We start from the raw sequence: 25,980 nt of genomic DNA on the forward strand, positions 1-25,980 counted from the left end.
GACGTGGCAGGGCGGATCGATGATATGCGGCTGCATCAAGGTCCCCGCGCAAGGCCAATATATGGGAGCCTCTGATGACCGCATTTCACCTTGACAACCGGGTCGCCCGCCATCTTTTCCTTGACCGTCACGCCTTGATTGAACCGCCGACCGGTCCCGCCGGCGCCGCCGAAATGCAAGCACTGATCGAACGGCTTGGCTTTGTTCAGGTGGACAGCGTGCAGACCGTCGCCCGCGCCCATCACATGATCCTGTGGTCACGCAGGCAGCGTTATCGCCCGGCGACCCTTGCACGCCTGCTGGAACGCGACCGCAGCATCTTCGAAAACTGGACCCATGATGCCGCCGTGATCCCGACACGGTACTTCCGCTATTGGCACGAGAAATTTCACCGCAGCCGCAAGCGCATGGAAGAACGCTGGCCGAGATGGCAGGGCGATGCCTTTATGGGCGAATGCGATGAGGTGCTGAATCGTATTGCACGGCACGGCCCCCTCTCTGCCGGTGAAGCAGGGGATGGCAAGGCAGGGAACGGGGGTGGCTGGTGGGAATGGCATCCCGCCAAGGCTGCGCTGGAATATCTGTGGCGCAGCGGCAGGCTTGCCATAGCGAAGCGCGAAGGATTCCGCAAATTCTACGACCTGACAGAGAAGGTCATACCCGAACTGCATCGCGCAGCCGAGGAAAACGGCGTGACGCTGGAATGGGCCTGCAGTGCGGCCATCGACCGGTTGGGCTTTGCCACCCATGGCGAGATTGCCGCCTTCTGGGATGTGTTTTCCCCTGCCGAAGTCCGCGACTGGTGCATGTCCGAAATCGCCGCCGGACGTCTGATTGAGGGGCGTTTCATGGGGGCCGATGGTCGCCTTTGGCGCAGCTATGCCCGTCCGGACATCATGGAAGCCGCCGCGCGAACCCCCGAACCTCCGTCGACGCGCATCCGTATCCTGTCGCCTTTCGATCCGGCGCTGCGCGATCGCAGGCGGGCCGAGCGGTTGTTCGGCTTTCGTTATCGCATCGAAATTTTTGTTCCCGAGCCCAAACGGACATATGGCTATTATGTCTTTCCGGTCATGGAAGGAGCGCGCCTGATCGGGCGTATCGATGCGAAAGCCCTGCGCGATAGGGATTGCCTGTCCGTACGTGCCTTTTGGCCCGAAGCCGGAATCGCAATGGGCAAGGCACGGATCGCGCGGCTCGAGGCGGAACTTGAACGGCTTGCCCGGTTCTCGGGCTGCGCGGCGGTCGAATTCACTGATGGCTGGCAACGCGATACGGTACCGGCATAACCGACCGCGAGGGACATCCAAGGATTCCCGGATAAGGTTCGGGGAGGACAGATCGCCCTCCCCGGTTTTCATTCAGTGCAGGGTCGCTTCGGATTTCGGCCCTTCACCGACCGCCCCAAGCCGATGCCCGGCATGCCCGACACGATTGCCGACCAGCAGCCCGTCATCGCTTGCACTGACCTGAATGGTCTGCCCGTCCAGAACCTCGCCGGACAAAAGCAGCTCCGCCAGCGGGTCCTGCAAGGCACGCTGAATCACACGTTTGAGCGGCCGGGCACCGAAGACCGGATCATAGCCCTGATCGGCCAGCCATTTGCGGGCATCCTCGTCCAGTTCAAGCGTGATCTTGCGGCCTGCCAGACGCGCCTCCAGCCGCTCAAGCTGGATGCTGACGATACCGTCCATATTCTCGCGCGTCAGGCGGCGGAAGATGATGATCTCATCCAGCCGGTTCAGGAATTCGGGACGGAAATGCGCCCGCACCGCTTCCATCACCTGATGGCGGGCATCGCTGGAATCCGCCTCCTCGGGCAGGGTCGAGAGCGCCCCCGATCCAAGATTCGAGGTCAGGATGATCAGCGTCTGCTTGAAATCCACGACCCGGCCCTGTCCGTCGGTAAGCTTCCCGTCGTCAAGAACCTGCAACAGCACGTTGAACACATCGGGATGCGCCTTTTCGACCTCATCGAACAGGATCACCTGATAAGGACGGCGGCGGACCGCCTCGGTCAATACGCCGCCCTCATCATAGCCGACATAGCCCGGAGGCGCACCGATCAGGCGGGCGACCGAGTGTTTCTCCATGAATTCCGACATATCGATGCGGACCATGGCCTGATCGTCATCGAACAGGTAATCGGCCAGCGCCTTGGTCAACTCGGTCTTGCCGACACCGGTGGGGCCAAGGAACAGGAAGGATCCAAGCGGGCGGTTCTCGTCATTCAACCCGGCGCGCGCGCGACGCACGGCATTGGAGACCGCGGTGACGGCTTCCGACTGACCAATCACGCGAGCGGTCAGTTCTTCCTCCATTTTCAGCAACTTGTCGCGCTCACCTTCAAGCATCTTGGAGGTCGGAATACCGGTCCAGCGCTCGACCACTTCAGCGATCTGTTCGGGGCGCACGGCCTCTTCGACCATCGGCCCGCTTTCCTCGGATTCGTCGGCCTGCGCCAACTGCTTTTCGAGATCCGGTATGATACCATAGGACAACTCACCCGCGCGGGCCAGATTGCCCTCGCGTTTGGCCTGATCCAGTTCGGCCCGCGCCCGGTCCAACTGCTCTTTCAGGCTGCGTGAGCCCTCAAGCCGGTCACGCTCCGCCTGCCAGCGGGCGGTCATCCCGGCGCTGCGTTCCTGAAGGTCCGACAGTTCCTTTTCAAGCGTCTCCAACCGGTCTTTGCTGGCCGCGTCATCCTCTTTCTTCAAGGCTTCCGCCTCGATCTGCAATTGCAGGATCTGGCGGTCCAGCGCATCGAGTTCCTCGGGCTTGCTATCCACCTCCATCCGCAGGCGGCTGGCAGCCTCGTCCACAAGGTCTATGGCCTTGTCGGGCAGGAAGCGGTCAGTGATGTAACGGTTCGACAATTGCGCGGCAGCGACCAGCGCGGCGTCACTGATGCGGACACCGTGATGAAGTTCGTATTTTTCCTTGATCCCGCGCAGGATGCTGATCGTGTCGGCAACCGTCGGCTCCACGATCATCACAGGCTGGAAGCGCCGGGCAAGTGCCGCGTCCTTCTCGATATATTTCCGATACTCGTCCAGCGTGGTGGCGCCAATGCAATGCAACTCCCCCCGTGCAAGCGCCGGCTTGATCAGGTTCGCGGCGTCCATCGCGCCATCCGTCTTGCCCGCGCCGACAAGCGTGTGCAATTCGTCGATGAACAGCACGATTTCACCAGCTGCGGCCTCGATTTCCTTCAGGATCGCCTTCAGCCGCTCCTCGAATTCGCCGCGATATTTGCTCCCGGCGATCAACGCGCCCATATCCAGAGCCATCAATCGCTTGTCACGCAGGGATTCAGGCACGTCGCCGTCGATGATACGCAGCGCCAGCCCCTCGGCGATCGCGGTCTTGCCCACGCCCGGCTCGCCGATCAGCACCGGGTTGTTCTTGGTGCGACGGCTGAGAACCTGCATGGCGCGGCGGATTTCCTCGTCACGGCCGATGATCGGATCGATCTTGCCCTGCTCGGCGGCCTCGGTCAGGTCGCGGGCATATTTCTTGAGTGCCTCGTAGCTGTCCTCGGCACTCGCCGAATCCGCCGTGCGTCCCTTGCGCAGATCGTTGATCGCAGAGTTCAGCTTTTGCGGTGTCACCGCTCCGGCCTCAAGCGCATCCTTGGCATTGGTATTCACCATGGCCAAAGCCATCAGCACGCGCTCGGCAGGAACGAAACTGTCGCCCGCCTTCTTGGCCAGTTTCTCGGCCTCATCCAGCACGCGGACCATCGAAGGGTCGACATAGACCTGCCCTTCGCCGCCGCTGACCTTGGGAAGCTTCGCAACCGCCTGATCCACAGCCTCGGCGACACGCCGGGCGTCGCCACCCGCGCGGTTGATCAGGTTCGAGGCAAGCCCCTGATCGTCATCCATCAATGCTTTCAGCAGATGTTCGGGAACGACCCGCTGATTTCCCTCGCGGATCGCAATGGTTTGCGCGGCTTGCAGGAACCCGCGCGACCGTTCCGTGAACTTTTCCATGTTCATCGGCATATTCTCCTTTTGTTAGCCCCCGAGTTGACAGACGCCCTGTAAAGGCACGCCGCGGTTCGGGTCTTCGGATAGAAGATGGGGAGTATCAGGCTGCTTTCAAGCCATAAAAACCTGTGCAATAAGAGCGCGATTTGCGGCGGAATTGGGGCGAAGATGGATGACAGGCTGATCGTGGCGCTTGACGTGCCGAACGCGATTGCGGGGCTGGAGCTGGCGAAAAAGCTGGGCGATGCCGTGGGGTTCTACAAGATCGGGTTGGGGATGCTGACCGGCGGCGGGCTGGCCTTGGCGAATGAGCTGAAACAGGATCACGGCAAGCGCATCTTTCTGGACATGAAACTGTTCGATATCGGCGCCACGGTCGAGGCAGCCGTGCGCGGATTGGCACAGTTCGATCTGGACTTCCTGACAGTTCACGGCGATCCGCATGTGGTTCGCGCCGCGAAAGAGGGTGCTGCGGGCAGCAATCTGAAAATCCTTGGCGTCACCATCCTGACCTCGCTGGAACGCGCCGATCTGGACGCAGGGATGATCCGCGAGGGCGATCTGCACGAGATCACCGTGGAACGCGCGGCCCGAGCATTCGAAGCCGGTGCTGATGGCATCATCTGTTCACCCCGAGAGGCAGCTGCGATCCGCGCCTTACCGGACTCGGGGTTAATCGTAACGCCGGGAGTACGGCCCGCAGGCGCCGATCTGGGCGACCAGAAACGGGTTGAAACCCCGGCCAGTGCCATTCGCGCCGGGGCCGATCACATCGTTGTCGGCCGCCCGGTCTGGAAAGCGGAGGACCCCCGAAAGGCCGCGCGGGATATCCTGGCGGAGATGGCGGCTATCCCGGGATGATAGCCACAGATGGCTGGCCTCGCCCTGCCCCTGCGCATCCTGCCCCTTATATCGCCAGATCGCCCCAAAACGCCTCCCTCCGTTGCGCTTCTTCTTTGTACAAATACCTTGCAGGGGGTGCGGGGGATGTAAAATCCCCCGCCACGGCGCGGAACGTAATCTCCCCTATAACATGATCAGTTCAACGCGATTCGGCGACATACCGAGGCGGCGGAACACCACGCAGGGCGCGCTCAGCTATCTTCCGATTTCGCGCCCAGCGAGGCAAAGGCCGATTTCTGGCGCTCCGTCCAGCTCAGATGCAGGCGCAGCCCATCCTCTGTGGTTTCTTCCCGCTCGACCACGCCAGCGTCATGCAGCCATGCGCGCCTGCGGCCGTCGGTAAAAGGCAATATCACCGTGTCATGTATTCGCGCCTCGTCGAGCGCGCGAGTCAGATGCGCCTCGATGGCGGCGGTCAGATCCTGCAATCCTTCACCCGAAAGCGCACTGACCGCCTGCACGCCTTCGGTTCGCGCATCGGTGCGGCGTAACGCCGCGCGGGTTTCCCCGGACAGGGAATCGATCTTGTTCCAGACCTCGATCAGTTCGACATCCTCGGCCACGCCAAGATTTTCAAGGATATCGGCGACATCGGCCGCCTGCTCCTCGGTTTCGGGATGGCTGATATCGCGAACATGCAGGATCAGGTCGGCCTCGAGCACCTCTTCCAAAGTGGCGCGGAAGGCCGCGACCAATTCGGTCGGCAGGTCGGAGATGAAGCCGACCGTATCCGACAGGATAATCTTACGCCCCGAACTGCCACCGCCTGCATCCGGCAGGCGGATCGCCCGCATGGTGGGATCAAGCGTGGCGAACAGCATGTCCTTGGCCATGACCTCGGCCCCGGTCAACCGGTTGAACAGCGTGGATTTTCCCGCATTGGTATAGCCCACAAGCGCCACGATGGGATAAGGGACGCGAGCACGGGCGGCGCGATGCAGGCTGCGGGTCCTGACCACCCGCTGAAGCTGCCGGCGCAGGCGGGTCATCTGCTCGTCGATGGCGCGGCGGTCAGCCTCGATCTGCGTCTCGCCGGGGCCGCCCACGAAGCCAAGGCCGCCACGCTGCCGTTCAAGGTGGGTCCAGGCCCGCACCAGCCGCGTGCGTTGATAGGAGAGTGCCGCGAGTTCAACCTGCAACACGCCCTCGCGCGTACGCGCCCGATCGGCGAAGATTTCCAGAATCAGCCCCGTGCGGTCGAGCAGCTTGACCTTCCAGCGATCTTCGAGATTGCGCTGCTGAACCGGTGTTACCGGCCCGTCGATCAGCACAAGTTCCACCTCTGCCGCCTCGAGCCTTTCACCGATCTCGGCCAGCTTGCCCTTCCCGAAAAGACTGCCGGGATTGGGTTCGCGCAAGCGTGCCACTTCTTCGCCGACCATCTCGATTCCCGGCAAGGCATGAGCAAGCGCCACGGCCTCGGCCAGGGCGCGCTCGGGCTCGCGCCTCTGGATCCGGGCGTGACCCAGATCGGGATGAATCACATAGGCGCGGGTCGGGTTTGCCTCGGTCGGGGCGGGTTCGGCCAATCAATCCTCGCCTTCGTAAAGCGAGATCGGCTGGCCCGGCATGATCGTGCTGATCGCGTGCTTGTAGACAAGCTGGGACTGCCCGTCACGGCGCAGGAGAACGCAGAAATTGTCGAACCAGGTAATGACGCCCTGCAATTTGACACCATTGATCAGAAATACCGTAACCGGCACCTTGGCCTTGCGGACATGATTGAGAAAGGCGTCCTGCAGGTTTTGCTTATCGTTGGCCATTTGAGTTTCCAGTACGTTTCTTGGGTTCGGGCATTAATTAACATTTATGCGAGCGCCGCAAGGCTTGCAAGCAAACTGCATCCGCATCCGAAGCAAGGCTTTCCATCCGTCACCTCCGCCAGAATTCAGGCGTAAACAGGGCGAGGATCGCCAGAATTTCCAGACGTCCGACGATCATCGCCCCGGCCAGAACGGTTTTGGTCATGACCGACAGCCCGGACCATCCCTCCCACGGGGCAGAGGCAATCCCTGCCGTGCCTTCAAAAGCAGGCGTAAGCGGAATGGCCGATGCCAGCGGACCGGTATTGGTGAGTGCCGCAATCGACAGGATCGTCGCCGTCTCGAATTCGATTTGCTGAAGCGAGACCAGAAGGATCGTGACTCCGATCGACGCGGCGAACAGCATGAAGAAGATGAAGGCCAGATAGGCGCCTTCCCGCCGCAACCTCCGGGCCATCCGCCCTCCTCCGGCGACCGAGTTCGGATGGATGATTCGCTCTATCTCGCGCTCGCCATGCCGCGCGAGGGCATAGATCCTCAGCAGCTTGACGCCTCCGGCGGTAGTTGCGACTCCGCCTCCCGTGATCGCGAGTCCGGCAAGAATCAGCCCCGGACTCGACAAGCCGGACCATGCACGGGCGTTCTGCCATTCAACCGAGTGCCACCCCGTGGTCGTGAGATAACTGAGCGCACTGAAAAGCCCGCCCCACAGCGCCGACATCCCCTGCCGCAAATCCGTCAATGCCCGCTGCGTGCCGTCACCTGCGCCGCTCGAGTCGATCGCGGCAAAGAAATGACGCGCGAACAGGATCGTGGCGACAAGCAGGACGATCACCAACGCGAATCTGAGTTCGGGATCGTGCCGGGCCCGCTCGGTCGCCCTCAACTCGCCTCCACCCGGCCAGAAGCGCCGCGACAAGGCGGGAAGCAGAAACAGGAAGACGGCCATTTCCCCAAGCATGCCCGAGTTTTCGCCGGCGGGACCAAGAGTAGGAGATATGCCGCTTGTGGAAACGGTTCCCAGCGCACGGCACAGCGCGATAAATGAACTGTCCCCCAGCAACAGCAGCAGCAGCCAAAGCAACAATGTCAGTCCCGCGTAAACCGGGAAGACCGCGCGTGCCGTCCGGATCAGCCGATAAGAGGGATCGGTCAACTCTGTCTGGAAGGCTGGCGAGGACAGATGCGAGGCGGGCTGGCGCGGGTTCGCACTTTCCGGCAACGGCGTGAATCTTTCGTTTCTCGCATAGGGGGAGGACATGATTTCAAAGCCGCCGATCCGCAGAGGTGCGAGGATTGCCACCGCAGCGACCAGTATGAACAGCCCCCCCATCCAGCCGACCAGAGCCCGCCACAGATGCAGGGGCGCGGGCAAAAGATCGGCCGAATAAAGCGACGCACCGGTAGTCGTCAGCGACGAGACCATTTCCCACCAGGCGTTGAACATGCCAGTATCCGGCAGACTTTCCGCGAAAGGCATGGCCAGGATAACCGGCAAAGCCCCAATGACGGCGACACAGATCAGCAACAGGTCGCGTGACCGCCTTGTTCCGGGATTGGCCGCAGTCGCCAATGCGATCATGCCTGCGAATGTCAGGCAGAGAAGCGCCGAATAAAAGAAATTCCGGGCGATGGCATCCTCGTCGATGGCCGAGGCATAAGCCGCCGGGATCAGCATCGCCAGCGCCGCGATCACTGTCAGCAGCAGCAGGATGGGCAAACGTCTGTGACCCCTCACTATGCGGCCCTCAGAAAAAGTCGATCGAGACCTGCAAGAGGCGTTCGACCTCGGGCACGTCATGTGTAAGCGCGAAAATCAGAACGATATCGCCCTCTTCGATCCTTGTGTCGGAAGAGGGCTTGATGATCCTGTCGCCTCTCTGCACCGCGCCGATCAATACGCCTTCGGGGAACTCGATATCGCGGATCCCCCGGCCTGCCATGGGCGAGGTGGAAAGGACCTGCGCTTCCATGACTTCCGCCTCGGCATCCCCGATCGAATAGATGTCGCGCACACGTCCATGACGGATATGGCGCAGGATCGTGGAGACGGTGGTTGCACGGGGATTGATATAGGCGTCGATATCCAGAACATCCATCAGCGGCACCAGCGTCGGATCGTTGATCAACGTAATCGCCATCCTTGCTCCGGCCTGCTTGGCACGGATTGCGGCAAGAATATTGGTCTTGTCATCATCCGTCACCGCAAGAACGGCATCCGCAACCGGAACCGATGCTTCCTCCAGAAGCTCGGCGGACAGGCCATCGCCGTTCAGAACAATGGTGCGTTCAAGCTGATCGGCGGCATATTCTGCAACCTCCCGGTCGCGCTCGATCAGTTTGGCGCGAATCCGCTGTTGCCGCCCCTCCAATGCGCGTGCCACCGACAGGCCCACATTCCCGGCCCCGATGATCACAACGCGCTCTTGCTTTTGGGCTGGCTTGCCGAAAATTTCCAGTGTCCTGCCCACATCATCTGCATGCGAGAAGATATAGATCTGATCCCCCGCGAAAAGCTGATCGCCTGCCTCGGGCGCGAAAAGCCTGTTATCCCGGCGCACACCGGCCACGATGGCGCGCAGGCTTGAAAAAATCTCATTGAGTTCGCGCAGAGGCGTATTCAATGCGGGACAATCATCGTCCAGCGCGATGCCCAGAAGATGCACCCGGCCGCCAAGAAATGTCTCGACATCGAAGGTCGATGGTGCGTCAAGCCGTTGCAGGGCGGCCTTGGCGACTTCACGCTCGGGGCTGATCACCACGTCGATGGGCAGATGATCGGTACGATAGAGATCCGAATAAATCGCGTCGAGATAGGCGCTTGACCGCAGGCGAGCGATCTTGCGCGGCACCTGAAAGACCGAATGCGCGATCTGACAGGTGACCATATTCACCTCGTCCGAATAGGTCGCGGCGATGATCAGATCGGCATCACGGGCGCCTGCCCTGTCCAGAACGTCCGGATGGCTTGCAAAGCCGGTGACCCCCTGAACGTCAAGGGAATCGGTCGCGCGGCGGATCAGTTCGGGTTTGTTGTCGATAACGGTCACATCGTTCCGCTCGCCCGACAGATGCCGCGCGATCTGCCAGCCGACCTGGCCCGCGCCGCAGATGATGATCTTCATGTCTGCCCTCATCCAGCCGCTGCATTCCGCTGTCCAATATGCCTATGCCCCCCGCGTGCCGGACGCAACTGCCCAGAATCGCGGGCAAGACGGGTTATCCCGAACCTGTATCATTCGCGGAACGCCTGCCGGTTATCGGATTTGCCTGAAACTCTCTGCCGTGACATGAATGGAAAAACCTGAAATTCACGCTGAGCGCCGAAAGAAACCCGCAATAGAAAAATGCCAAGACGAATACCGGTTCAGCAGCCCGTCTCTGGCCGCGAAACATCTTACAACGAGCATGAACATGACCCAAACCACCCGAACGGACAATTCGCGGAAGGACGATCTGGAAAACCGCATCGCACAGGCCCGGGGCGATCGCCCCGCCGATCTGGTGTTGCGGGGCGGGAAGGTTCTGGATCTCGTCACCGGCGCGATGATTGCGGGCGACGTCGCGATCTGCGGCGACAGGATTGCCGGGGTCCATGCCGATTACGAGGGGCTTCGCGTGATCGACGTGACCGGTCTTACGCTGGTGCCGGGCTTCATCGACACGCATCTGCATGTTGAAAGCAGCCTTGTCACGCCATTTGAATTTGACCGCTGCGTCACCGTTCGCGGCATCACGACGGCCATTTGCGATCCGCATGAGATCGCGAATGTCATCGGTTTGGAAGGTATCCGCTATTTTCAGCAGGCCTCCGAACATCTGCTGATGGATCTTCGGGTACAATTGTCCTCCTGCGTGCCATCGACCGAGATGGAAACCTCGGGCGCCCGGATCGAGGCCGATGATCTGCGCCGCGTCATGGGGCATCCATCCGGCATCGGGCTGGCGGAATTCATGAATTACCCCGGTGTGATCCATCGCGATCCCACGGCAATGGCCAAACTTCGCCTGTTCGAGGGCGGTCATATCGACGGGCATTGCCCGCAACTTCTGGGCCGCGACCTCAATGCCTATATCGCCGCAGGAATCCGTACCGAGCACGAGGCGACGACGGCCGAGGAAGCGCTTGAAAAACTGCGCAAGGGCATGCGCGTCCTGATCCGGGAAGGCTCTGTCTCGCGGGATCTCGAAGCGCTGCAACCCGTGCTGACCGATATCACCGCGCCCTATATGTGCCTGTGCACGGATGACCGTAATCCCCTGGACATCGCCGAGCATGGCCATCTGGACTATATGATCCGCCGGCTGATCGAGCTGGGCACCCCGCCTTTGGCCGCCTATCGCGCCGCATCGCTGTCAGCCGCCGAAGCATTCGGCCTGAAGGATCGCGGGCTGATCGCACCTGGGTTGCGGGCGGACATCGTTGCCGTGGATTCTCTGCAAGGCTGTCACGCGCAGCTTGTCCTTTGCGGTGGGCACGTCGTGGACGAAGAGGCGTTTGCGGCCCGCGGCTCTGTATCCCCGGTGGGACGACGATCGGTCAAGGCCCCGGAAGTTTCACCGGACGATTTCCGCTTTGCGGGCAATCGCAGCGAAACCCATGTGATCGGGATCACGGAAGGCAAGATCATCACGCAACATCTGCACGAAGACATCCCGCCGGAAGGTGGCGACAAGCGTCCGGACCCGGCGCGTGACCTGTTGCGGATCGCGGTGATCGAACGGCATGGACGAAACGGCAATATCGCGACCGGATTCGTGCGCGGATTTGGAATGGTTCGCGGAGCCATCGCCTCCACGGTCTGTCACGATCATCACAATATAGCGGTTGTCGGCGCGGATTACGGCGATATGGCGCTCGCGGCCAACCGGCTTGCACAAATCGAAGGTGGATTTGCTGTGGCCGCCGGGGGGAAGATTCTGGCCGAACTTGCGCTTCCGGTCGCCGGATTGATGAGTCTGGAAAGCTTCGAGCATGTCCGAGGCAAACTGGACGCGCTGCGAAAGGCCGCCCGCGATCTGGATGTCACACTCAAGGAACCGTTCCTGCAATTGGCCTTTCTGGCACTACCGGTAATTCCGGCACTCAAGATCACCGACCGGGGGATGGTCGATGTCGAAAAATTCGAAATCATCGCGGATTGAGGTATCGCCAAATCCCATACTCGAACGATAATGACGAGCTACCATCCGTACGGCCATCTCGCTCCGCCCGGAAACGAAATCGCGGCGAATTATAGAATTCGTCGGAATCAGGCCGCCATAGCGGAGATTTCGCTGATCGCGTGACGCAGATATCCAGTGAATTCGGCCGCGACTGCCCGCGCCGGACCATCGGCGAAATAGACATTCATCCATGTCGGAGGTAACGGCGGCAATGCGCCACCATGCTCGATATTCTCGAGTCCGGACAGGCAGACGCCCCGAAGCTTGATGGTCACACCCAGATCCGCGACAGCAAGGACATGCCAGGTATCATGTCCACCCTGCCCGGCAACCAGCGTCCAGTCGATCCCGGCCTTGTCCAGTTCCAGAATCCCCACCGGATGATAAGCACAGGTCGTGGTATTGGCGATCGGCAAAGGACGCTGTGTCCATGCCTCGCCTCCGACGGCGCCGGCCCAGACGATATCGACCTTGGCAAGATGAGTCGCGCCGGGAGGCGCCTCGAACTCGGTCACGAGGATCAGATCATGCTCGCCCCGCTTCATCTGCGCCCGAAGATCGCTGCTGCGTGCATAATCGATGACAAGCTCGATATCGGGGTTCGACTGCCGGAACGCGCGCACTGCCTGGGCCACCCGTTCGAACAACCAGTCGCTGCTGATTCCGACCCGCAGCCGCCCTTTCGGTGACACGCCAGTAAACCGCGCCACGATCGAATCATTCATCGCCACCATCTTGCGCGCCTCGGCCAGCAGCTCCTCGCCGAAATCGGACAGGACCACCCCGCGTCCCTGCTTGAGCAGCAGGGGCTGGCCGAAAACCTCTTCCAGCCGTTTCATCTGCATGGACATGGCGCTTTGCGTCATGTTCAACGCCTCGGCCGCGCGGGTCACGGCACCATATTCTGCGACTGCCTGGAGCGATCTGAGCGTCGCAATATCGAGATTCCGCATTGTTCAACCCTTCTGATGGATATCATCAAAATCATTCGTTTTACGAATACGACAGCTCTCCCTAAATATCAACATACAGGATGAAATCAGCACGTTGCATCATCCGAATTGATGAAAATGATCACCGGAGATGAATAATGGCACAGAAATCCGCTACAATGTTACGCGTCGTAACCGGACAGGGAATCGTTCCGCGCCCGAATTGGCTTGAACGTATCCTGACGATGTTCGATGTCCGCAAAACCCGCATCGATCTATCGCGGCTGTCGGACGATCAATTAAAGGATGTAGGTCTGACCCGCGACGATGTCGAGGCCGAACTGGCACGGAAAATCTGGGATGTTCCGGCCCATTGGCGCAGCAGATAATAAAATCCGGCGTTTCAGCCCCGCCTGCTGTTTTCTATGGCGGGGCCGAAGCGCTCGATCATGTTTGACATGATCTGATCCCGGGTCTGCCGATAGGCGCGAAGGCGGTCCTCTCGTCCCTCGCCCAGTCCCGTCGGATCCATGATCGGCCAATATTCGACATCCAGATGAAAATATCGGGTCAGTTCCAGCGCCTGCCGCTGGCTTGCCGGCGAAAGCGCAACGATCAGGTCGAAACCCCCAAGATCGTCCCCCCAGTCCTTCATCTCGTCAAAACTGCGGCTTTGATGGTTGGAAATCTTGACGCCGATCTCTTCGCAAACCGAGATTGCGAAACCGTCTATCTCCAGATCGTTTTTGACCCCGGCGGATTGTATATAGGCGGCATGACCGTAGAGCTTCTTCATGATGCCTTCTGCCATGGGCGAGCGAACGGCATTGTGGTCGCAACAGAATAGAACCGAAGCTGGAATTCTGTTCTGCGACATGCGTCAGCCCTGAGGAATCAACGCGCAAATCAATGTGAACAGCCGCCTTGCGGTATCGATATCCAGTTCGGCCTTGCCCTCCAACCGCTCCTGCAAAATGCGCGCGCCTTCGTTATGGATGCCGCGCCGCGCCATATCGATCGCCTCGATCTGCGCCGGAGGAAGGCGTTTCACGGCCTCGAAGTAACTTTGGCAAATCTGGAAATAATCTTTCACCGTCTGCCGGAAAGGCCCGAGAGACAGGTGAAATTCCGCCACCTTGCCGCCCTTTTCAGTTGTCACGTCGAAGACCAGACGTCCTTCGCGAACCGCAAGTTCAAGTGCAAAGGGTCCTTCGGGCCTGGGATGACCGTCGCGCCCGGGGACCGCAAAGCTGTTATCCTCGATCAGATCGAAGATGGCGACCTTCCGTTCCTGCTCCATCTCGGGGAGTGCGGGCGGAATCGCGGAATCGTCTATCTCGATACGGGTGATCCGGTTCATTCCCCGGTCCTTTCATTCAACTCTGCAAGACGCAGATCAACCGAGGCGCCATGCGCCTGCAATCCTTCGGCATTGGCCAATCGTATCGCGGTCGGCCCGATTGCGGCCAATGCACCGGGCGTCAGCCGCGCCAGCGTGGTCCGTTTGAGAAAATCCAGCACCGACAGACCCGAGGAAAACCGCGCAGAGCGTGCCGTCGGCAGGACATGGTTCGGACCGCTGACATAATCGCCGATCGCTTCGGGTGTATGCGCGCCAAGGAAGATCGCGCCGGCATGGACGCATTTTCCCGCCAAAGCTTCGGGATCGTCCACGCAAAGCTCCAGATGTTCGGGTGCGATACGGTTGGACAATGCCGCGGCCTCCTCCAGATTCCGGACAAAGATGATGGTGCCATAATCGCGCCAGCTTGCGCCTGCGATCCCGGCCCGTGGCAGGGTAGGAAGAATTCGGTCAACAGCCCCCGCAACGGCATGGCCAAGCGCCGTATCGGTAGTGATCAGAATCGACTGAGCGTCAGCGTCATGTTCCGCCTGCGCCAGAAGATCCATGGCCAGCCAATCGGGGTTTTGCGCGCCTTCCGCGATGACCAGCACCTCGGACGGCCCGGCGATCATGTCGATTCCGACGCGCCCGAACACCTGCCGCTTGGCCGCCGCAACGAAAGCGTTTCCCGGGCCGGTGATCTTGTCCACCGGCCGGATCGTCTCGGTGCCATAAGCCATCGCGGCCACGGCCTGTGCCCCGCCGATCCTGTAAACCTCGTCCACACCCGAAATCTGGGCTGCCAGCAGCACCAGCGGGTTGATCACCCCGTCAGGGGTCGGCACACAGATCATCAACCGCTCCACGCCGGCCACACGTGCCGGGATCGCATTCATCAGCACCGAGGACGGATAAGCGGCCTGCCCGCCCGGCACGTATAGCCCCGCCGCCGATACAGGCGACCAGCGCCAGCCGAGAGTCGCTCCCTCGGGATCGGTCCAGCTCACATTCTCGGGCATCTGCCGCGCGTGATAGGCACGGATACGTTCGGCCGCCAGCGCAAGGGCGCTGCGATCTTCGGGGGAAACCTTCGCCGTTTCCTCGGCAATTTCATCCGCAGTGAAACGCAACCGGTCCGGCGTCAGGTCGAGCCTGTCGAATTTCGAGGTCAGCTCGCACAGAACCGCATCGCCGCGCGCGCGTAGATCCGCAATGATCGCGGCCACGGCATCGTTCACATCCACGGAATCTTCGCGCTTGGCCGACAGCAATTCGGAAAAGCGGCGTTCGAATTCAGGATCGGCAGTATTCAATGTGACCGGCATGACATTCCCTCGCAATCACGCCTTGTTAGCGGCTTGATTGCGCAGCCTCAAGCGCATCCCGGCGTGACGTCACAATCGAATTGCAACACGGTGCCAGAGGTCATCAGGGTATGATATCATCCCTCTTCCCTTTCATGCGGAACTGCGTCAGCCTATGCGGCGTTAGAATAACGGCCCGGCAACGGGACGTTAAGGGACGTCAACATCTGCGCGGCACGGCCCCGGCCGCCAACCAACAGGAAAGTGAGACAGATGAATCTCCGAATGACCACAATTCTCGCCACGTCGGGCCTGATCGCCCTTGGCGCATGCGCCCCCACCGACGGGACCGGAACGGGTACGGGCATGTCCCGCACACAGCAGGGCGCTTTGGCAGGCGCAGCGGTCGGTGCCGTTCTTGGTGCGACCCGCGATGACGACAAGAACAATCAGGGCCGCGATGCCGCCAGAGGCGCGATCCTGGGTGCGGCGGCCGGTGCTGTCGCGGGCAACATTCTTGACCGTCAGGCTGCCGCTTTGGATCAGGCGATCAGCAACCCGAATGTCCAGATCGTCAATCATGGTTCCTACCTGCAGGTCATCCTGCCCGAAGGTATCCTGTTCGCGACCGACTCGGCGGCCGTGTCCGGCCCGGCGCAGAACGATCTTTACGCCGTCGCGCGCAACCTGAACCAATATCCGAACAGCCGCGTCGAGGTGATCGGCCATACCGACAATACCGGCAGCGCCAATCACAACCAGGATCTGTCGCAGCGCCGTGCACAATCCGTCGCCGGTATCCTGACCGCCGCTGGCGTGTCCTCGAACCGTGTGGTCGCGGTGGGCCGCGGCGAGTCGCAGCCCGTTGCCTCGAACGGAACCGAGCAGGGACGCGCCCAGAACCGCCGGGTCGAGATCCTTATCCGCCCGACGCAGTAATCCGGCAGAACCCGAAACCAACGGAAAAAGGGGCGGCTCTCACCGCCCCTTTTTTAATGCAGCCGTGACAGGCACGGCTCACCCGGCGCTGCGATCCCATCCGCTGATGAATTTGGAATCCATGAATTCCTCAAGTCCCATCACACCGCCTTCCCGCGCGCGCCCCGAGGCTTTCACGCCGCCAAATGCCGAGCCGGCGCCGCGTGCTTCGCCGTTCATTTCGATCATACCGGCACGCAACTGACGGGCGACGCGGTTGCGCCGCTCGCCATCCTGGGACTGCACGTAATTGGTCAGCCCGTAAGGCGTGTCATTCGCAATTTCGACGGCCTCTTCCTCGCTGTCGAAAGGCAGGATGGACAGGACCGGGCCGAAGATTTCCTGCTGCGCGACCGTCATGTCATTGCGCACATCGGCAAAAACCGTCGGACGCACGAAATAGCCGCGATTGACGCCTTCGGGCAGGCCGGGACCGCCGGCAACCAGACGCGCGCCTTCATCGATCCCTTTCTGGATCAGATCCTGGATCTTGTCCCATTGCTGCTTGCTGACCACCGGACCGATATGCTTGCCGGGCTGATGTGCCGTCGCGACCGCCGTTTCCTCGGCCACTCTGGCCGCCGTCTCGACCGCGCTGTCATAGATCGAGCGTTCGACCAGCATCCGGGTCGGGGCGTTGCAGGACTGGCCGCTATTGTTGAAGCAATGCTTCGCGCCTCGGATCACCGCCTTTTCATCGGCATCGGCAAAGACGATATTCGCCCCCTTGCCGCCCAGCTCCAGCACCACCTTCTTAAGACTGTCCGCAGCCGTCCTGCTGATCGCAATCCCGGCGCGGGTCGAGCCGGTAAAGCTGATCATCTCGACATCCTTATGCGTGGTAAGCTGCGTGCCTACGCCGGCACCATCGCCATTCACGAGGTTGAACACGCCATCCGGCAATCCGGCCTCGTCCAGGATTTCCGCGAATACGATCGAGGAAAGCGGCGCGATCTCCGACGGCTTCAGCACACAGGTATTACCGCCCATGATCGCCGGGATCACCTTGAGCGTGACCTGATTCATCGGCCAGTTCCACGGCGTTATCAGCCCGACCACACCGATCGGCTCCCACGCGATCATGGTGCCGGGGGCATGATCGCCCAGCGGGCGGAGAAACTCGAAATCCTTGAATGCGGTGATGAAGGTCTGGATATGGAACAGCCCCGCGCCGGTCTGGCTGCTCAGAGCCATATCCTGCGGCGCCCCCATCTCGTGGCTGATCGCCCATGCCATATCCTCGGCCCGACTTTGATAGATCTCGGCGATCTTCTCGGCATAGGCCAGCCTTTCCGCCTTGCCGATCTGTGACCATGCCGGGAAAGCGGCCTTCGCGGCGGCGACCGCTGCATCCGTATCCGCCTGACCGCCCAGACTGATGACCGCAACCGGCTCTTCATTCGACGGATCGATCACCTCCAGATCATTTGCCTTGACCGGATCGACCCACTGACCGCCAATATAGAATTTGCGCTTGTCCAACAGCGTGCTCATCGCGTCCTCCTGAGATGTATGAGGGGAAGGTGGCACCGCCTATCCGTCACTGCAAGGTCAATCAGACAGCACGGTGTCCGGACATGGGCGAAATATCGCAGAAAGCCGGGCTGGCAATCCGTAGTGGCGCGCCTATGTTAAGTTGACGGAATCAATTGAAAGGATGGCCCATGTCTCTGCGAATCAACGATACCGCGCCTGATTTCACTGCAAGTTCCACCGAAGGAGAAATCCGTTTCCACGATTGGCTGGGCGACAGCTATTGCATCGTGTTCAGCCATCCGCGCGACTTCACCCCGGTCTGCACGACCGAGTTCGGCGCCGTTGCCCAACTCATTCCGGAATTCGAGAAGCGGAACACCAAGGTTATCGGCGTCTCCGTCGATTCCGTGGACGATCACCAGAAATGGAAACGCGATATCGAACAGGTCGCCGGCAGCCCCGCGAATTTCGCGATCATCGACGACAGCAGCCTGACGGTGGCCAAGGCCTATGACATGCTGCCCGCCGATTACTACCTGCCGACCGAGGGCCGCACCCCGCAGCATTCGGCGACGGTCCGTACCGTCTTCATCATCGGCCCCGACAAGAAGGTGCGCCTGACGATGACCTATCCGATGTCGGTCGGCCGTAACTTCGCCGAGATCCTCCGCGCTCTGGATGCAGTGCAGAAAACGGATGGCGCACCGCTGGCCACGCCGGCCAATTGGGTCCCGGGTCAGGATGTGATCGTGGCGCTGGCGCTGGACGACAAGGCCGCAGAAGAGAAATACGGCTCGCTGGACATCAAGCTGCCCTATCTGCGCTTTGCCAAGGATCCAGCGTAAGTGAACAGCAGCTGCCCCGGCGGGTTCTGCCGGGGTGCCTCACGGGCTTGAAGATCGGGCGGGCGGATTCCCTAGCCGGGCCAGCCATATCTGCCCAGCATTGCCTTTATCGCGCGGTCATTGCCAAGCCCGGTCACGTTTTCCGCCCGGAGGCTTTGGATCTGACTACCCCCCCATTCAAGAATCCGGGCGCGGTTTCCGATCTTCTGCGCCTCTGTTCCGGCGAGCCGGTGCATCCAGTATAGCCAGACATCATCACTGCCGGGGCTGAGTTCCGTAAACAGATCGTCCCGCAGGATATCCGGGTGAAAGACCCCCGGCGCATAGATGACCCCCATCACCCCGGTCAGAAAAACCAGCGGCGAACGGTCGGGACTGGCGATATTATGCGCCCATTCCTCATATGGCAGCGGCAACCCGTCTGTGCCGAGGCTGATCCGATGGGCACGGTGACAGGCGATCCCTGTGGCGTCAGAGGCAGCGGCCACCAAAGCTTCCAGCCAGTCATACGGGTAATAGACGTCATCATCGGCAGTAACGATGAACGCCTCTGGCCATGCGGTCAGCGTGGGTATGATCTTCTTGTAGGAACGCCAGTCGGGACAGATCGCCACCTCGAGTCCCTCGGATTTCAATGCCACAACCTCGGCAGGCAGGCTGGCCTCGTCTCCCTTGTCCAGCCAGAGAATGACCTTGTCAGGCTGGACTGATTGCCGCAACAGCGCCGCAAGCGTCAATGACAGTGTGCCGTAACGTGCCGGATAGCTGGTAAGCGACACGATCAGCGGCGCGGACAGACCATGCGCAATGCCCGGCGCGGTGGACCGCGAAGCAATCTCGGAGATTGCGCGCTTTTGCCGCTGGCTGTGTTTGAAACCCCGGAACCAATTGCTGATCATGATCCCTGCCACGCTTTCCGGAGCCAGTCGATCTTGCCGATCCGCCGATACCAGCGGCTTCCGGTTCCGGAAAACACATCCGCCATTTTCGGCTCTCCGGCGAAAAGGACAATCTTTGCGCCTTCGGGCAAGGCGGGATCCTGCAGATAGCTAAGGAGGTTACGCGGCACGCAATCATTCTTGAAGCTGACGCACCAGCCACGCGGCCAGTAGTTCAGATGCCCCTGCGCGGCCAGTTGAGCTGATTGAAATTGCTGACTGATCTCGTAATTCGCGGTCGCCGCGGCCGGGTCTGCAAGATAAGCGTCCAGAATATAACCATGCTGTCCGATCTCGAAGCGGAAGACGCTGGAATTTCCAACACTGTGCAGAAAACGGTCACGGTCAGGATTCAGCTTGCGCAGCGGTTTGGACCGGAACAGGTCGTCATCGCGGATGATCAGGAAATTGCCCGGATGATCGAAAAAGGGCGACAGGTCATTCACCACCACCAGATCGATATCCAGAAACAGCGCGGTTCCGCTCAGCCCGCCCAGATCGGGACGAAACAATGCCAGTTTCCGCCAGCGGGTATCCGCATGACCTTCGGGCAGGCCGAGTTCGGGCAAAGCCTGCGCCTCGATCCCCGGATCCAGCCCTTCGGCATCGTCGGTAAAACAGATAAAGCGGTGCGGACGCGCGAGGTTACGCCTGACTTGACGATAAAGCCGGTTCACATCCTCGGAACTGTAAAGAGTGCCCCATTTCATGGTGAGGATGCTGGGTATGTTCTCCATTGCGCCTCCCGGACGGTGTTCTGACGGCCTCGTCACCCTAGCTCTTCCCAAATCATTACGGAACCCATCCCCGCAACCCATCGTTAACCGATGTAACCAGTAGCAGGAATGTTAAAGCGCATGACACCGATGACTTCTCCGAAAATCGTCTACGTGACCGACGCGGGGTTTCTGAAACCCACGCTCGTCTCGGTCTGGAGCTTGCTCAAAACCATATCCGGCAAGGCTGAATTGCATATCTGGGGCGACAACCTCGATGACGAACACTGGCAGAGTATCTCACGCGTGGCGGCGATCAATCCCGATGTCACATTGTTGACGAAGAACCTGGCAGCCGAGCATCTCAAAGGCGCGCATGGCCCCAAAGATTACATCTCGGCCGCGACAATGGGGCGATTGTTCATTCCCGCATATATCGACGGTTACGCGCTGTATATCGATGGTGACACATTGGTGGTGAACGATGTCACGCCACTATTCGAGATCGATCTTGGTTCGGCCTATGCCGGGGTCATCAGGGATTACACTCTGCTTCACTGGCTCGCGTACCCGAAAGCTGCATGTCATGATGGCAGGGCGCGGATATCCGAAGTTACGACTCTTCTGCATCCGACGCCGCCGACGGATTACTTCAACGCGGGTATCATGCTTTTCAACTGCCATCAGATCCGCAGCGAACCAGAGCTTATGCAGAATGTAGAGGACGTCTGCGCCGCCTCGGACATGTCGCATGGAGATCAGGATCACCTGAACATCCTGTTCAAGGGAAATGTTCGTTTTCTGGATATCATGTGGAATTTATCCTGGGGCCGCAGCAAACGTCACAGAGAGATTTTCCGAAAACTGGATCTGCCCGAATACGAGTTGCTGCCAGACGAGCCACGTATCATTCATTATCACGGGCCACAAAAACCCTGGAGAAACCCACGAAAGGATATCTGGTCCAGCAAAGGAAAGGCGACCTTTCATTATCGCCGCCGGCTAAGGCAATTCCTGGCTGATTTTCCCGATCTCAGGCCGGAATGAAAAAAGGACGCCAAGTCCTGGCGCCCTTCCTTCAACAACCAAGCGTAAGATATCTTACTCTTCCGCTGCCTCTTCTTTATTCTCGATGATTTCCTCACCGGTTTCCTGATCGACCATTTTCATGCCAAGGCGTACCTTGCCACGATCGTCGAAGCCCAGAAGCTTGACCTTCACTTCCTGACCTTCCTTCAGCACTTCCGAAGGATGGCCCAGACGGCGATTGGCGATCTGGCTGACATGAACCAGCCCGTCGCGTTTGCCGAAGAAGTTCACGAAGGCACCGAAATCGACCAGTTTCACCACCTTGCCGGTGTAGATCTGACCTTCTTCGGGCTCCGCCACGATCGAGTGGATCATGTCATAGGCCTTCTGGATCGATTCAGCATTTGCCGAGGCAATCTTGATCACGCCGTCATCGCTGATATCGACCTTGGCACCCGAGGTTTCGACGATCTCGCGGATCACCTTGCCGCCCGAGCCGATCACTTCGCGGATCTTGTCGGTCGGGATGGTCATCGTCTCGATACGCGGCGCATGGGCGCTGAACTCGTTGCGACCTTCGGTCAGGGCCTTGCCCATCTCGGCCAGAATATGCATCCGGCCGTCCTTGGCCTGCGCCAGAGCCTGCTCCATGATCTCGGGCGTGATACCCGCAACCTTGATATCCATTTGCAGCGAGGTGATCCCGGCTTCAGTCCCGGCAACCTTGAAATCCATGTCGCCAAGGTGATCCTCGTCGCCAAGGATATCGGTCAGAACCGCCCATTTGCCGTCATCTTCCAGAATCAGGCCCATGGCAACACCGGCAACCGGCGATTTCAGCGGAACGCCCGCATCCATCATCGACAGCGAACCGCCGCAGACGGAGGCCATCGAGGACGAACCGTTCGATTCCGTGATCTCGGAAACGACGCGGATCGTATAGGGGAAATCGGTAGCAGCGGGCAGTACCGCCTGAAGCGCACGCCATGCCAGCTTGCCATGCCCGATCTCGCGGCGACCGGGGGAACCGACGCGGCCAACTTCACCGACCGAATAGGGAGGGAAGTTGTAATGCAGCAGGAAGTTGCTGCGGAAATTGCCGTGCAGCGCATCGATGATCTGCTCATCATCGCCGGTACCCAGCGTGGTCACGACCAGCCCCTGCGTTTCCCCGCGGGTGAACAACGCCGAACCATGGGTGCGCGGCAGCAGGCCGACTTCGCTGACGATCGGGCGGACGGTTTTCGTGTCGCGCCCGTCGATCCGGGCACCGCCATTGATGATATCGCCGCGCAGAATGCCCGATTCCAGTTTCTTCAACGCGGAACCGAGATTCGGATCTTCCAGTTCTTCCTCGCTCAGCGCTTCCTTGACTTTCGTCTTCGCCGCAGCCACCGCATCCTGACGCTCGGATTTATCACGGAGGGCATAGGCGGCGCGCATATCGGACTCGCCCAGTTCCTTCACACGCGCGTAAAGCGCCGAATAATCCGGGCTTTGGAAGTCGAAAGGCTCCTTGGCAGCGGCCTCTGCAAGCTGAATGATCAGGTCGATCGCCGGCTGAAGCGCCTCATGGCCGAATTTGACCGCGCCCAGCATCTCTTCCTCGGTCAGTTCATAGGCTTCGGACTCAACCATCATCACGGCGTCCTTGGTGCCCGCGACGACCAGATCAAGGCGCTGCTCGGGATTGTTGCGCAGCTTGTCCATATCCGAAACTTCGGGGTTCAGGACATATTCGCCATCCACGAACCCGACCCGAGCCGCACCGATCGGTCCCATGAAGGGAACGCCGGAAATCGTCAACGCAGCCGATGCCGCGATCATCGCGACGATATCGGGGTCATTGACCAGATCATGCGACAGCACGGTGCACATCACCAGCACTTCGTTCTTGAAGCCCGGCGCGAACAGCGGGCGGCAAGGCCGGTCGATCAGGCGTGCGGTCAGCGTCTCTTTCTCGGTCGGACGGGCCTCGCGCTTGAAAAAGCCGCCCGGCACCTTGCCGGCGGCGTAATATTTTTCCTGGTAATGCACCGTCAGCGGGAAGAAGTCCTGGCCGGGCTTCGGTTCCTTCGCAAAGGTGACATTGGCCATGACGCTCGTCTCGCCCAGAGTGGCAATGACCGAGCCGTCGGCCTGACGGGCAACCTTGCCCGTTTCCAGTGTCAGGGTTTCCTGCCCCCACTGGATCGATTTCTTCACTTCATCAAACATCTATTTTCCTTACCGGCACGGCCCCTGCCGCACCTTCATCATGCGGGCGCCAGACCCCATTGCCCGGCGCCATATGAAAACGCGCCCGACCGGCGGGCGCGTTCCAGTTGGATCAGCGGCGCAGCCCCAGATTCTTGATCAGTGCGGTATAGCGCGCTTCGTCCTTTCGCTTCAGATAGTCCAGCAGCTTGCGGCGCTGCGCGACCAGCTTCAGCAGACCACGACGCGAGTGGTTGTCTTTCTTATGCGTCTTGAAATGCTCGGTCAGCGTCGAGATACGCGACGTGAGAATCGCCACCTGCACTTCGGGCGAACCTGTGTCGCCGTCCTTGGTGGCATATTCCTTGATGACCTTGGCCTTTTCCTCAACAGTAATCGACACCGGGGTCTCCTTTCATATCAGAGAGTTATGGCACAAGCCGGGATGTCGTCCAGCATTGGCCCATGGAGTATCGCCGCTGTGGCGCATGCCAAGCGGCTGCATGCCTATAAAAGGTTTTGCCGCAAAAGAAAAGCGTTTCGTCACGCCTCGGCCTGCCGACCCCAACCTGCATCCTGCATCTCGCGCAGCCTGCTGGCCGTACGCTCGAATTCGAAACTGCCCTCGCCTTCGTTATATAGCTGTTCGGGCTCGTCCGCGGCGCTGGCGATCAGCCTGACCTTCGCTTCATATAATGCATCCACAAGGATCACGAAACGTTTGGCTTCGTTGTAATTCGAGATTCCAAGCCGGGGAATGCCGTCGATGATCAGCACATCGACCCGGCGCGCCAGTTCCAGATAATCCGCCGCACCCAACGGTTGGCCGCAAAGTTCCCAGAAGCCCGAGCGCGCGACCCTGCCCGCACAGGCCGAAAGCTGGAAGCTTCGGTTCTTCATCTGGATCTCGCAGGCTTCGGGCGTTGCGCCTCCGGTCAGATCATCCCACACCATATCCAGCGCAGCATGTGTCTGATCATTCGCGGGCACGAACCAGACCAGCCGGTCACCGCTGCGATTCTGGCGGTAATCGGTTTCGCTGTCCAGGCAGACTACCTCCATCCGTTCGCGGATCAGGTCGATGAAGGGCAGGAAAAGCTGGCGATTCAGCCCGTGCTTATACAGATCTTCAGGCACCCGGTTCGAGGTGGTCACGATACCGACGCCCAGATCGAACAGGATCTGGAACAGCCGCCCGACAATCATCGCATCGGCGATATCGGTGATCTGCATCTCATCGAAACAAAGCAGCCTGACCTTCGAGGCAACATCTTCGGCCACCGGGCGCACCGTGTCCTGATCCCCGCGCTTTCGGGCCTCGTTCAGCCCGGACTGGATTTCCTGCATGAATTCATGGAAATGCACCCGGCGCACCGCTTTTCCGGGCGTAGCCTCCACGATCAGATCCATCAGCATGGACTTGCCGCGCCCGACTCCGCCCCAGAGATAAAGCCCCTTTTGCGCCGGGACCGGCTCGGGCGCCGCGCTGCCGAACAGGGCCCGCCAGCCGGTCTTCCGGCGCGGCTGCGCCATATCCGTTTCGCGCAGCCCTGCAACCACACGGTCAAGCTCCGGCAATACCGCTTCCTGGGCGGGATCGGGTTTGATCCGCCCTTCCGTCGCATGCCGCCGATAAATCTCTGACACAATGCCCATTTCGCCCAACTGCCACGACCCTTGCCCGCCCGCAAGAGCCATACGGCGCTTGACCCCTTGCAGGGCGCATGCAACTTCCGGCACTCGAAGGAGAACCAGATGCCAGAGTTTCATCCCGACCGGATCGCCGGTCAGCCCGTATTGTTCGTCATGGCAGCCGAGCCGGAATACGGCCCGCATCTGCGCAAGCGGATCACTCCGCTGATGACCGGTATCGGTCCGGTCGAATCCGCCGTGCAACTGATGGCGGCGCTGGCGGGAATGCCAGAGAAACCCCGGTTGATCATCTCGCTGGGCTCCGCGGGATCAAACCGGCTGGCACAAGCCGAGATCTATCAGGTCAGTGCCGTGGCCTATCGCGATATGGACGCCTCCGCCCTTGGGTTCGAGCGCGGACGGACCCCGCTTCTCGACCTGCCCGCCCTCGTGGACCTGCCCTATCGCATCCCCGGACTGCCTGCCGCCACACTCGCAACCGGTGCAAGCGTCGTCAGCGGCGCGGCATATCAGGACATTGCCGAGGATATGGTGGATATGGAGACATTCGCCATTCTGCGCAGCGCCCAGCATTTCGGCATTCCGCTGATCGGTCTGCGCGGCATCTCGGACGGTGATGAGGCGCTGCGCGGACTGTCAGGCTGGACGCAATATCTGCATGTGATAGATGAAAAGCTCGCCGCGTCGGTGGACCTGCTTGAAGCCGCATTGGCAGACGGAAGTCTTGTCCTTTAGTCCTTCCGC

General features: G+C 60.4%; 23 protein-coding genes. 8 read left to right on the forward strand and 15 right to left on the reverse strand.

Annotation, left to right across the window (positions count from 1 at the left end; all coding sequences use genetic code 11):
• Positions 1–74 precede the first annotated feature (74 nt).
• Positions 75–1,289 carry a winged helix-turn-helix domain-containing protein gene (locus D3P04_RS07585; RefSeq protein WP_119747480.1) on the forward strand — a complete coding sequence of 405 codons (1,215 nt, stop codon included), beginning with the start codon at positions 75–77 and terminating at the stop codon, positions 1,287–1,289.
• Between the two features lie 72 nt (positions 1,290–1,361).
• Here the strand turns inward: D3P04_RS07585 and clpB are convergent, their stop codons facing one another.
• Complete coding sequence (clpB, locus tag D3P04_RS07590; protein WP_119747668.1) at positions 1,362–4,001, reverse strand: ATP-dependent chaperone ClpB; 2,640 nt, start codon at positions 3,999–4,001, stop codon at positions 1,362–1,364.
• A gap of 159 nt (positions 4,002–4,160) precedes the next feature.
• On the opposite strand from clpB, the gene pyrF reads away from it, so the two are divergent.
• Positions 4,161–4,853 carry an orotidine-5'-phosphate decarboxylase gene (gene pyrF, locus D3P04_RS07595; protein WP_119747482.1) on the forward strand — a complete coding sequence of 231 codons (693 nt, stop codon included), beginning with the start codon at positions 4,161–4,163 and terminating at the stop codon, positions 4,851–4,853.
• Between the two features lie 233 nt (positions 4,854–5,086).
• Here the strand turns inward: pyrF and hflX are convergent, their stop codons facing one another.
• From hflX to trkA, 4 genes are all read right to left on the reverse strand, one after another.
• Positions 5,087–6,424 (reverse strand): GTPase HflX, encoded by a 1,338-nt coding sequence (gene hflX / locus D3P04_RS07600; protein ID WP_119747484.1) that lies wholly within the window; start codon positions 6,422–6,424, stop codon positions 5,087–5,089.
• Positions 6,425–6,658, reverse strand: coding sequence for an RNA chaperone Hfq (gene hfq, locus D3P04_RS07605; protein ID WP_106689381.1), 234 nt, complete (start codon positions 6,656–6,658; stop codon positions 6,425–6,427).
• Positions 6,659–6,767: 109 nt separating this feature from the next.
• Positions 6,768–8,396, reverse strand: a complete 1,629-nt coding sequence (locus tag D3P04_RS07610; protein WP_232844924.1) for a TrkH family potassium uptake protein — start codon at positions 8,394–8,396, stop codon at positions 6,768–6,770.
• Between the two features lie 10 nt (positions 8,397–8,406).
• Entirely contained in the window at positions 8,407–9,783 is a 1,377-nt protein-coding gene (trkA, locus tag D3P04_RS07615) for a Trk system potassium transporter TrkA (protein ID WP_119747488.1), read from the reverse strand.
• A gap of 289 nt (positions 9,784–10,072) precedes the next feature.
• Between trkA and ade the strand changes: the two genes are divergently transcribed.
• On the forward strand, positions 10,073–11,803 hold the full coding sequence (gene ade / locus D3P04_RS07620; RefSeq protein ID WP_119747670.1) for an adenine deaminase: 1,731 nt from the start codon (positions 10,073–10,075) through the stop codon (positions 11,801–11,803).
• Between the two features lie 107 nt (positions 11,804–11,910).
• Here ade and D3P04_RS07625 read toward each other — a convergent pair whose 3' ends face one another.
• Positions 11,911–12,777 (reverse strand): LysR family transcriptional regulator, encoded by an 867-nt coding sequence (locus D3P04_RS07625; protein WP_119747490.1) that lies wholly within the window; start codon positions 12,775–12,777, stop codon positions 11,911–11,913.
• A 158-nt stretch (positions 12,778–12,935) separates the two neighbouring features.
• On the opposite strand from D3P04_RS07625, the gene D3P04_RS07630 reads away from it, so the two are divergent.
• Complete coding sequence (locus tag D3P04_RS07630; protein ID WP_220475286.1) at positions 12,936–13,145, forward strand: DUF1127 domain-containing protein; 210 nt, start codon at positions 12,936–12,938, stop codon at positions 13,143–13,145.
• 14 nt (positions 13,146–13,159) lie between these two features.
• On the opposite strand, the gene D3P04_RS07635 is transcribed toward D3P04_RS07630, so the two are convergent.
• Genes D3P04_RS07635 through hisD form a run of 3 tightly spaced genes read right to left on the reverse strand, consistent with a single transcriptional unit; the run spans position 13,160 to position 15,426 of the window.
• Complete coding sequence (locus D3P04_RS07635; protein ID WP_119747492.1) at positions 13,160–13,633, reverse strand: arsenate-mycothiol transferase ArsC; 474 nt, start codon at positions 13,631–13,633, stop codon at positions 13,160–13,162.
• A 3-nt stretch (positions 13,634–13,636) separates the two neighbouring features.
• Entirely contained in the window at positions 13,637–14,116 is a 480-nt protein-coding gene (locus tag D3P04_RS07640; RefSeq protein WP_119747494.1) for a UPF0262 family protein, read from the reverse strand.
• Positions 14,113–15,426 (reverse strand): histidinol dehydrogenase, encoded by a 1,314-nt coding sequence (gene hisD / locus D3P04_RS07645; protein ID WP_119747496.1) that lies wholly within the window; start codon positions 15,424–15,426, stop codon positions 14,113–14,115. Before hisD ends, D3P04_RS07640 begins: the two co-directional genes overlap by 4 nt.
• A 264-nt stretch (positions 15,427–15,690) precedes the next feature.
• Between hisD and D3P04_RS07650 the strand changes: the two genes are divergently transcribed.
• The gene (locus D3P04_RS07650; protein ID WP_333473094.1) at positions 15,691–16,344 is read left to right on the forward strand and encodes an OmpA family protein; all 654 of its coding nucleotides are present in this window, start codon (positions 15,691–15,693) and stop codon (positions 16,342–16,344) included.
• A 78-nt stretch (positions 16,345–16,422) separates the two neighbouring features.
• Here D3P04_RS07650 and D3P04_RS07655 read toward each other — a convergent pair whose 3' ends face one another.
• Positions 16,423–17,868: an aldehyde dehydrogenase family protein gene (locus D3P04_RS07655; RefSeq protein WP_220475290.1), complete on the reverse strand. Its 1,446-nt coding sequence runs from the start codon at positions 17,866–17,868 to the stop codon at positions 16,423–16,425.
• Between the two features lie 179 nt (positions 17,869–18,047).
• Here D3P04_RS07655 and D3P04_RS07660 point away from each other — a divergent pair, with 179 nt between their 5' ends.
• Positions 18,048–18,704 (forward strand): peroxiredoxin, encoded by a 657-nt coding sequence (locus tag D3P04_RS07660; protein WP_119747502.1) that lies wholly within the window; start codon positions 18,048–18,050, stop codon positions 18,702–18,704.
• A gap of 71 nt (positions 18,705–18,775) precedes the next feature.
• Here the strand turns inward: D3P04_RS07660 and D3P04_RS07665 are convergent, their stop codons facing one another.
• Together D3P04_RS07665 and D3P04_RS07670 are read right to left on the reverse strand one after the other, a co-directional pair.
• Positions 18,776–19,603, reverse strand: a complete 828-nt coding sequence (locus tag D3P04_RS07665) for a glycosyltransferase family 2 protein (protein WP_119747504.1) — start codon at positions 19,601–19,603, stop codon at positions 18,776–18,778.
• On the reverse strand, positions 19,600–20,379 hold the full coding sequence (locus D3P04_RS07670) for a hypothetical protein (RefSeq protein WP_119747505.1): 780 nt from the start codon (positions 20,377–20,379) through the stop codon (positions 19,600–19,602). Before D3P04_RS07670 ends, D3P04_RS07665 begins: the two co-directional genes overlap by 4 nt.
• A 120-nt stretch (positions 20,380–20,499) precedes the next feature.
• Between D3P04_RS07670 and D3P04_RS07675 the strand changes: the two genes are divergently transcribed.
• Positions 20,500–21,405, forward strand: coding sequence for a glycosyltransferase family 8 protein (locus tag D3P04_RS07675; RefSeq protein WP_182912770.1), 906 nt, complete (start codon positions 20,500–20,502; stop codon positions 21,403–21,405).
• A 54-nt stretch (positions 21,406–21,459) separates the two neighbouring features.
• On the opposite strand, the gene pnp is transcribed toward D3P04_RS07675, so the two are convergent.
• The 3 genes from pnp to zapE all read right to left on the reverse strand — a co-directional run bounded on the left by pnp (position 21,460) and on the right by zapE (position 25,281).
• Complete coding sequence (gene pnp / locus D3P04_RS07680) at positions 21,460–23,604, reverse strand: polyribonucleotide nucleotidyltransferase (RefSeq protein WP_119747509.1); 2,145 nt, start codon at positions 23,602–23,604, stop codon at positions 21,460–21,462.
• Positions 23,605–23,716: 112 nt separating this feature from the next.
• A complete protein-coding gene (gene rpsO, locus D3P04_RS07685) occupies positions 23,717–23,986 on the reverse strand; it encodes a 30S ribosomal protein S15 (RefSeq protein ID WP_119747511.1) in 270 nt (89 codons plus the stop codon).
• A gap of 140 nt (positions 23,987–24,126) precedes the next feature.
• On the reverse strand, positions 24,127–25,281 hold the full coding sequence (zapE, locus tag D3P04_RS07690) for a cell division protein ZapE (RefSeq protein WP_408634360.1): 1,155 nt from the start codon (positions 25,279–25,281) through the stop codon (positions 24,127–24,129).
• A gap of 57 nt (positions 25,282–25,338) precedes the next feature.
• Between zapE and D3P04_RS07695 the strand changes: the two genes are divergently transcribed.
• Positions 25,339–25,971 (forward strand): 5'-methylthioadenosine/S-adenosylhomocysteine nucleosidase, encoded by a 633-nt coding sequence (locus D3P04_RS07695; protein ID WP_119747513.1) that lies wholly within the window; start codon positions 25,339–25,341, stop codon positions 25,969–25,971.
• The last annotated feature ends 9 nt before the right edge of the window (positions 25,972–25,980 follow it).

The organism is Paracoccus onubensis (genome assembly GCF_003591515.1).
GTDB classification, from domain to species: Bacteria; Pseudomonadota; Alphaproteobacteria; order Rhodobacterales; family Rhodobacteraceae; genus Paracoccus; species Paracoccus onubensis.

Excerpts from the sequence above, each read along its gene's own strand:
- D3P04_RS07585 (WP_119747480.1), top strand. The coding sequence starts at position 75 with ATGACCGCATTTCACCTTGACAACCGGGTCGCCCGCCATCTTTTCCTT.
- clpB (WP_119747668.1), bottom strand. The coding sequence starts at position 4,001 with ATGAACATGGAAAAGTTCACGGAACGGTCGCGCGGGTTCCTGCAAGCC.
- pyrF (WP_119747482.1), top strand. The coding sequence starts at position 4,161 with ATGGATGACAGGCTGATCGTGGCGCTTGACGTGCCGAACGCGATTGCG.
- hfq (WP_106689381.1), bottom strand. The coding sequence starts at position 6,658 with ATGGCCAACGATAAGCAAAACCTGCAGGACGCCTTTCTCAATCATGTC.
- trkA (WP_119747488.1), bottom strand. The coding sequence starts at position 9,783 with ATGAAGATCATCATCTGCGGCGCGGGCCAGGTCGGCTGGCAGATCGCG.
- ade (WP_119747670.1), top strand. The coding sequence starts at position 10,073 with ATGACCCAAACCACCCGAACGGACAATTCGCGGAAGGACGATCTGGAA.
- D3P04_RS07625 (WP_119747490.1), bottom strand. The coding sequence starts at position 12,777 with ATGCGGAATCTCGATATTGCGACGCTCAGATCGCTCCAGGCAGTCGCA.
- D3P04_RS07630 (WP_220475286.1), top strand. The coding sequence starts at position 12,936 with ATGTTACGCGTCGTAACCGGACAGGGAATCGTTCCGCGCCCGAATTGG.
- D3P04_RS07635 (WP_119747492.1), bottom strand. The coding sequence starts at position 13,633 with ATGTCGCAGAACAGAATTCCAGCTTCGGTTCTATTCTGTTGCGACCAC.
- D3P04_RS07640 (WP_119747494.1), bottom strand. The coding sequence starts at position 14,116 with ATGAACCGGATCACCCGTATCGAGATAGACGATTCCGCGATTCCGCCC.
- hisD (WP_119747496.1), bottom strand. The coding sequence starts at position 15,426 with ATGCCGGTCACATTGAATACTGCCGATCCTGAATTCGAACGCCGCTTT.
- D3P04_RS07650 (WP_333473094.1), top strand. The coding sequence starts at position 15,691 with ATGACCACAATTCTCGCCACGTCGGGCCTGATCGCCCTTGGCGCATGC.
- D3P04_RS07660 (WP_119747502.1), top strand. The coding sequence starts at position 18,048 with ATGTCTCTGCGAATCAACGATACCGCGCCTGATTTCACTGCAAGTTCC.
- D3P04_RS07665 (WP_119747504.1), bottom strand. The coding sequence starts at position 19,603 with ATGATCAGCAATTGGTTCCGGGGTTTCAAACACAGCCAGCGGCAAAAG.
- D3P04_RS07670 (WP_119747505.1), bottom strand. The coding sequence starts at position 20,379 with ATGGAGAACATACCCAGCATCCTCACCATGAAATGGGGCACTCTTTAC.
- D3P04_RS07675 (WP_182912770.1), top strand. The coding sequence starts at position 20,500 with ATGACACCGATGACTTCTCCGAAAATCGTCTACGTGACCGACGCGGGG.
- pnp (WP_119747509.1), bottom strand. The coding sequence starts at position 23,604 with ATGTTTGATGAAGTGAAGAAATCGATCCAGTGGGGGCAGGAAACCCTG.
- zapE (WP_408634360.1), bottom strand. The coding sequence starts at position 25,281 with ATGGCTCTTGCGGGCGGGCAAGGGTCGTGGCAGTTGGGCGAAATGGGC.
- D3P04_RS07695 (WP_119747513.1), top strand. The coding sequence starts at position 25,339 with ATGCCAGAGTTTCATCCCGACCGGATCGCCGGTCAGCCCGTATTGTTC.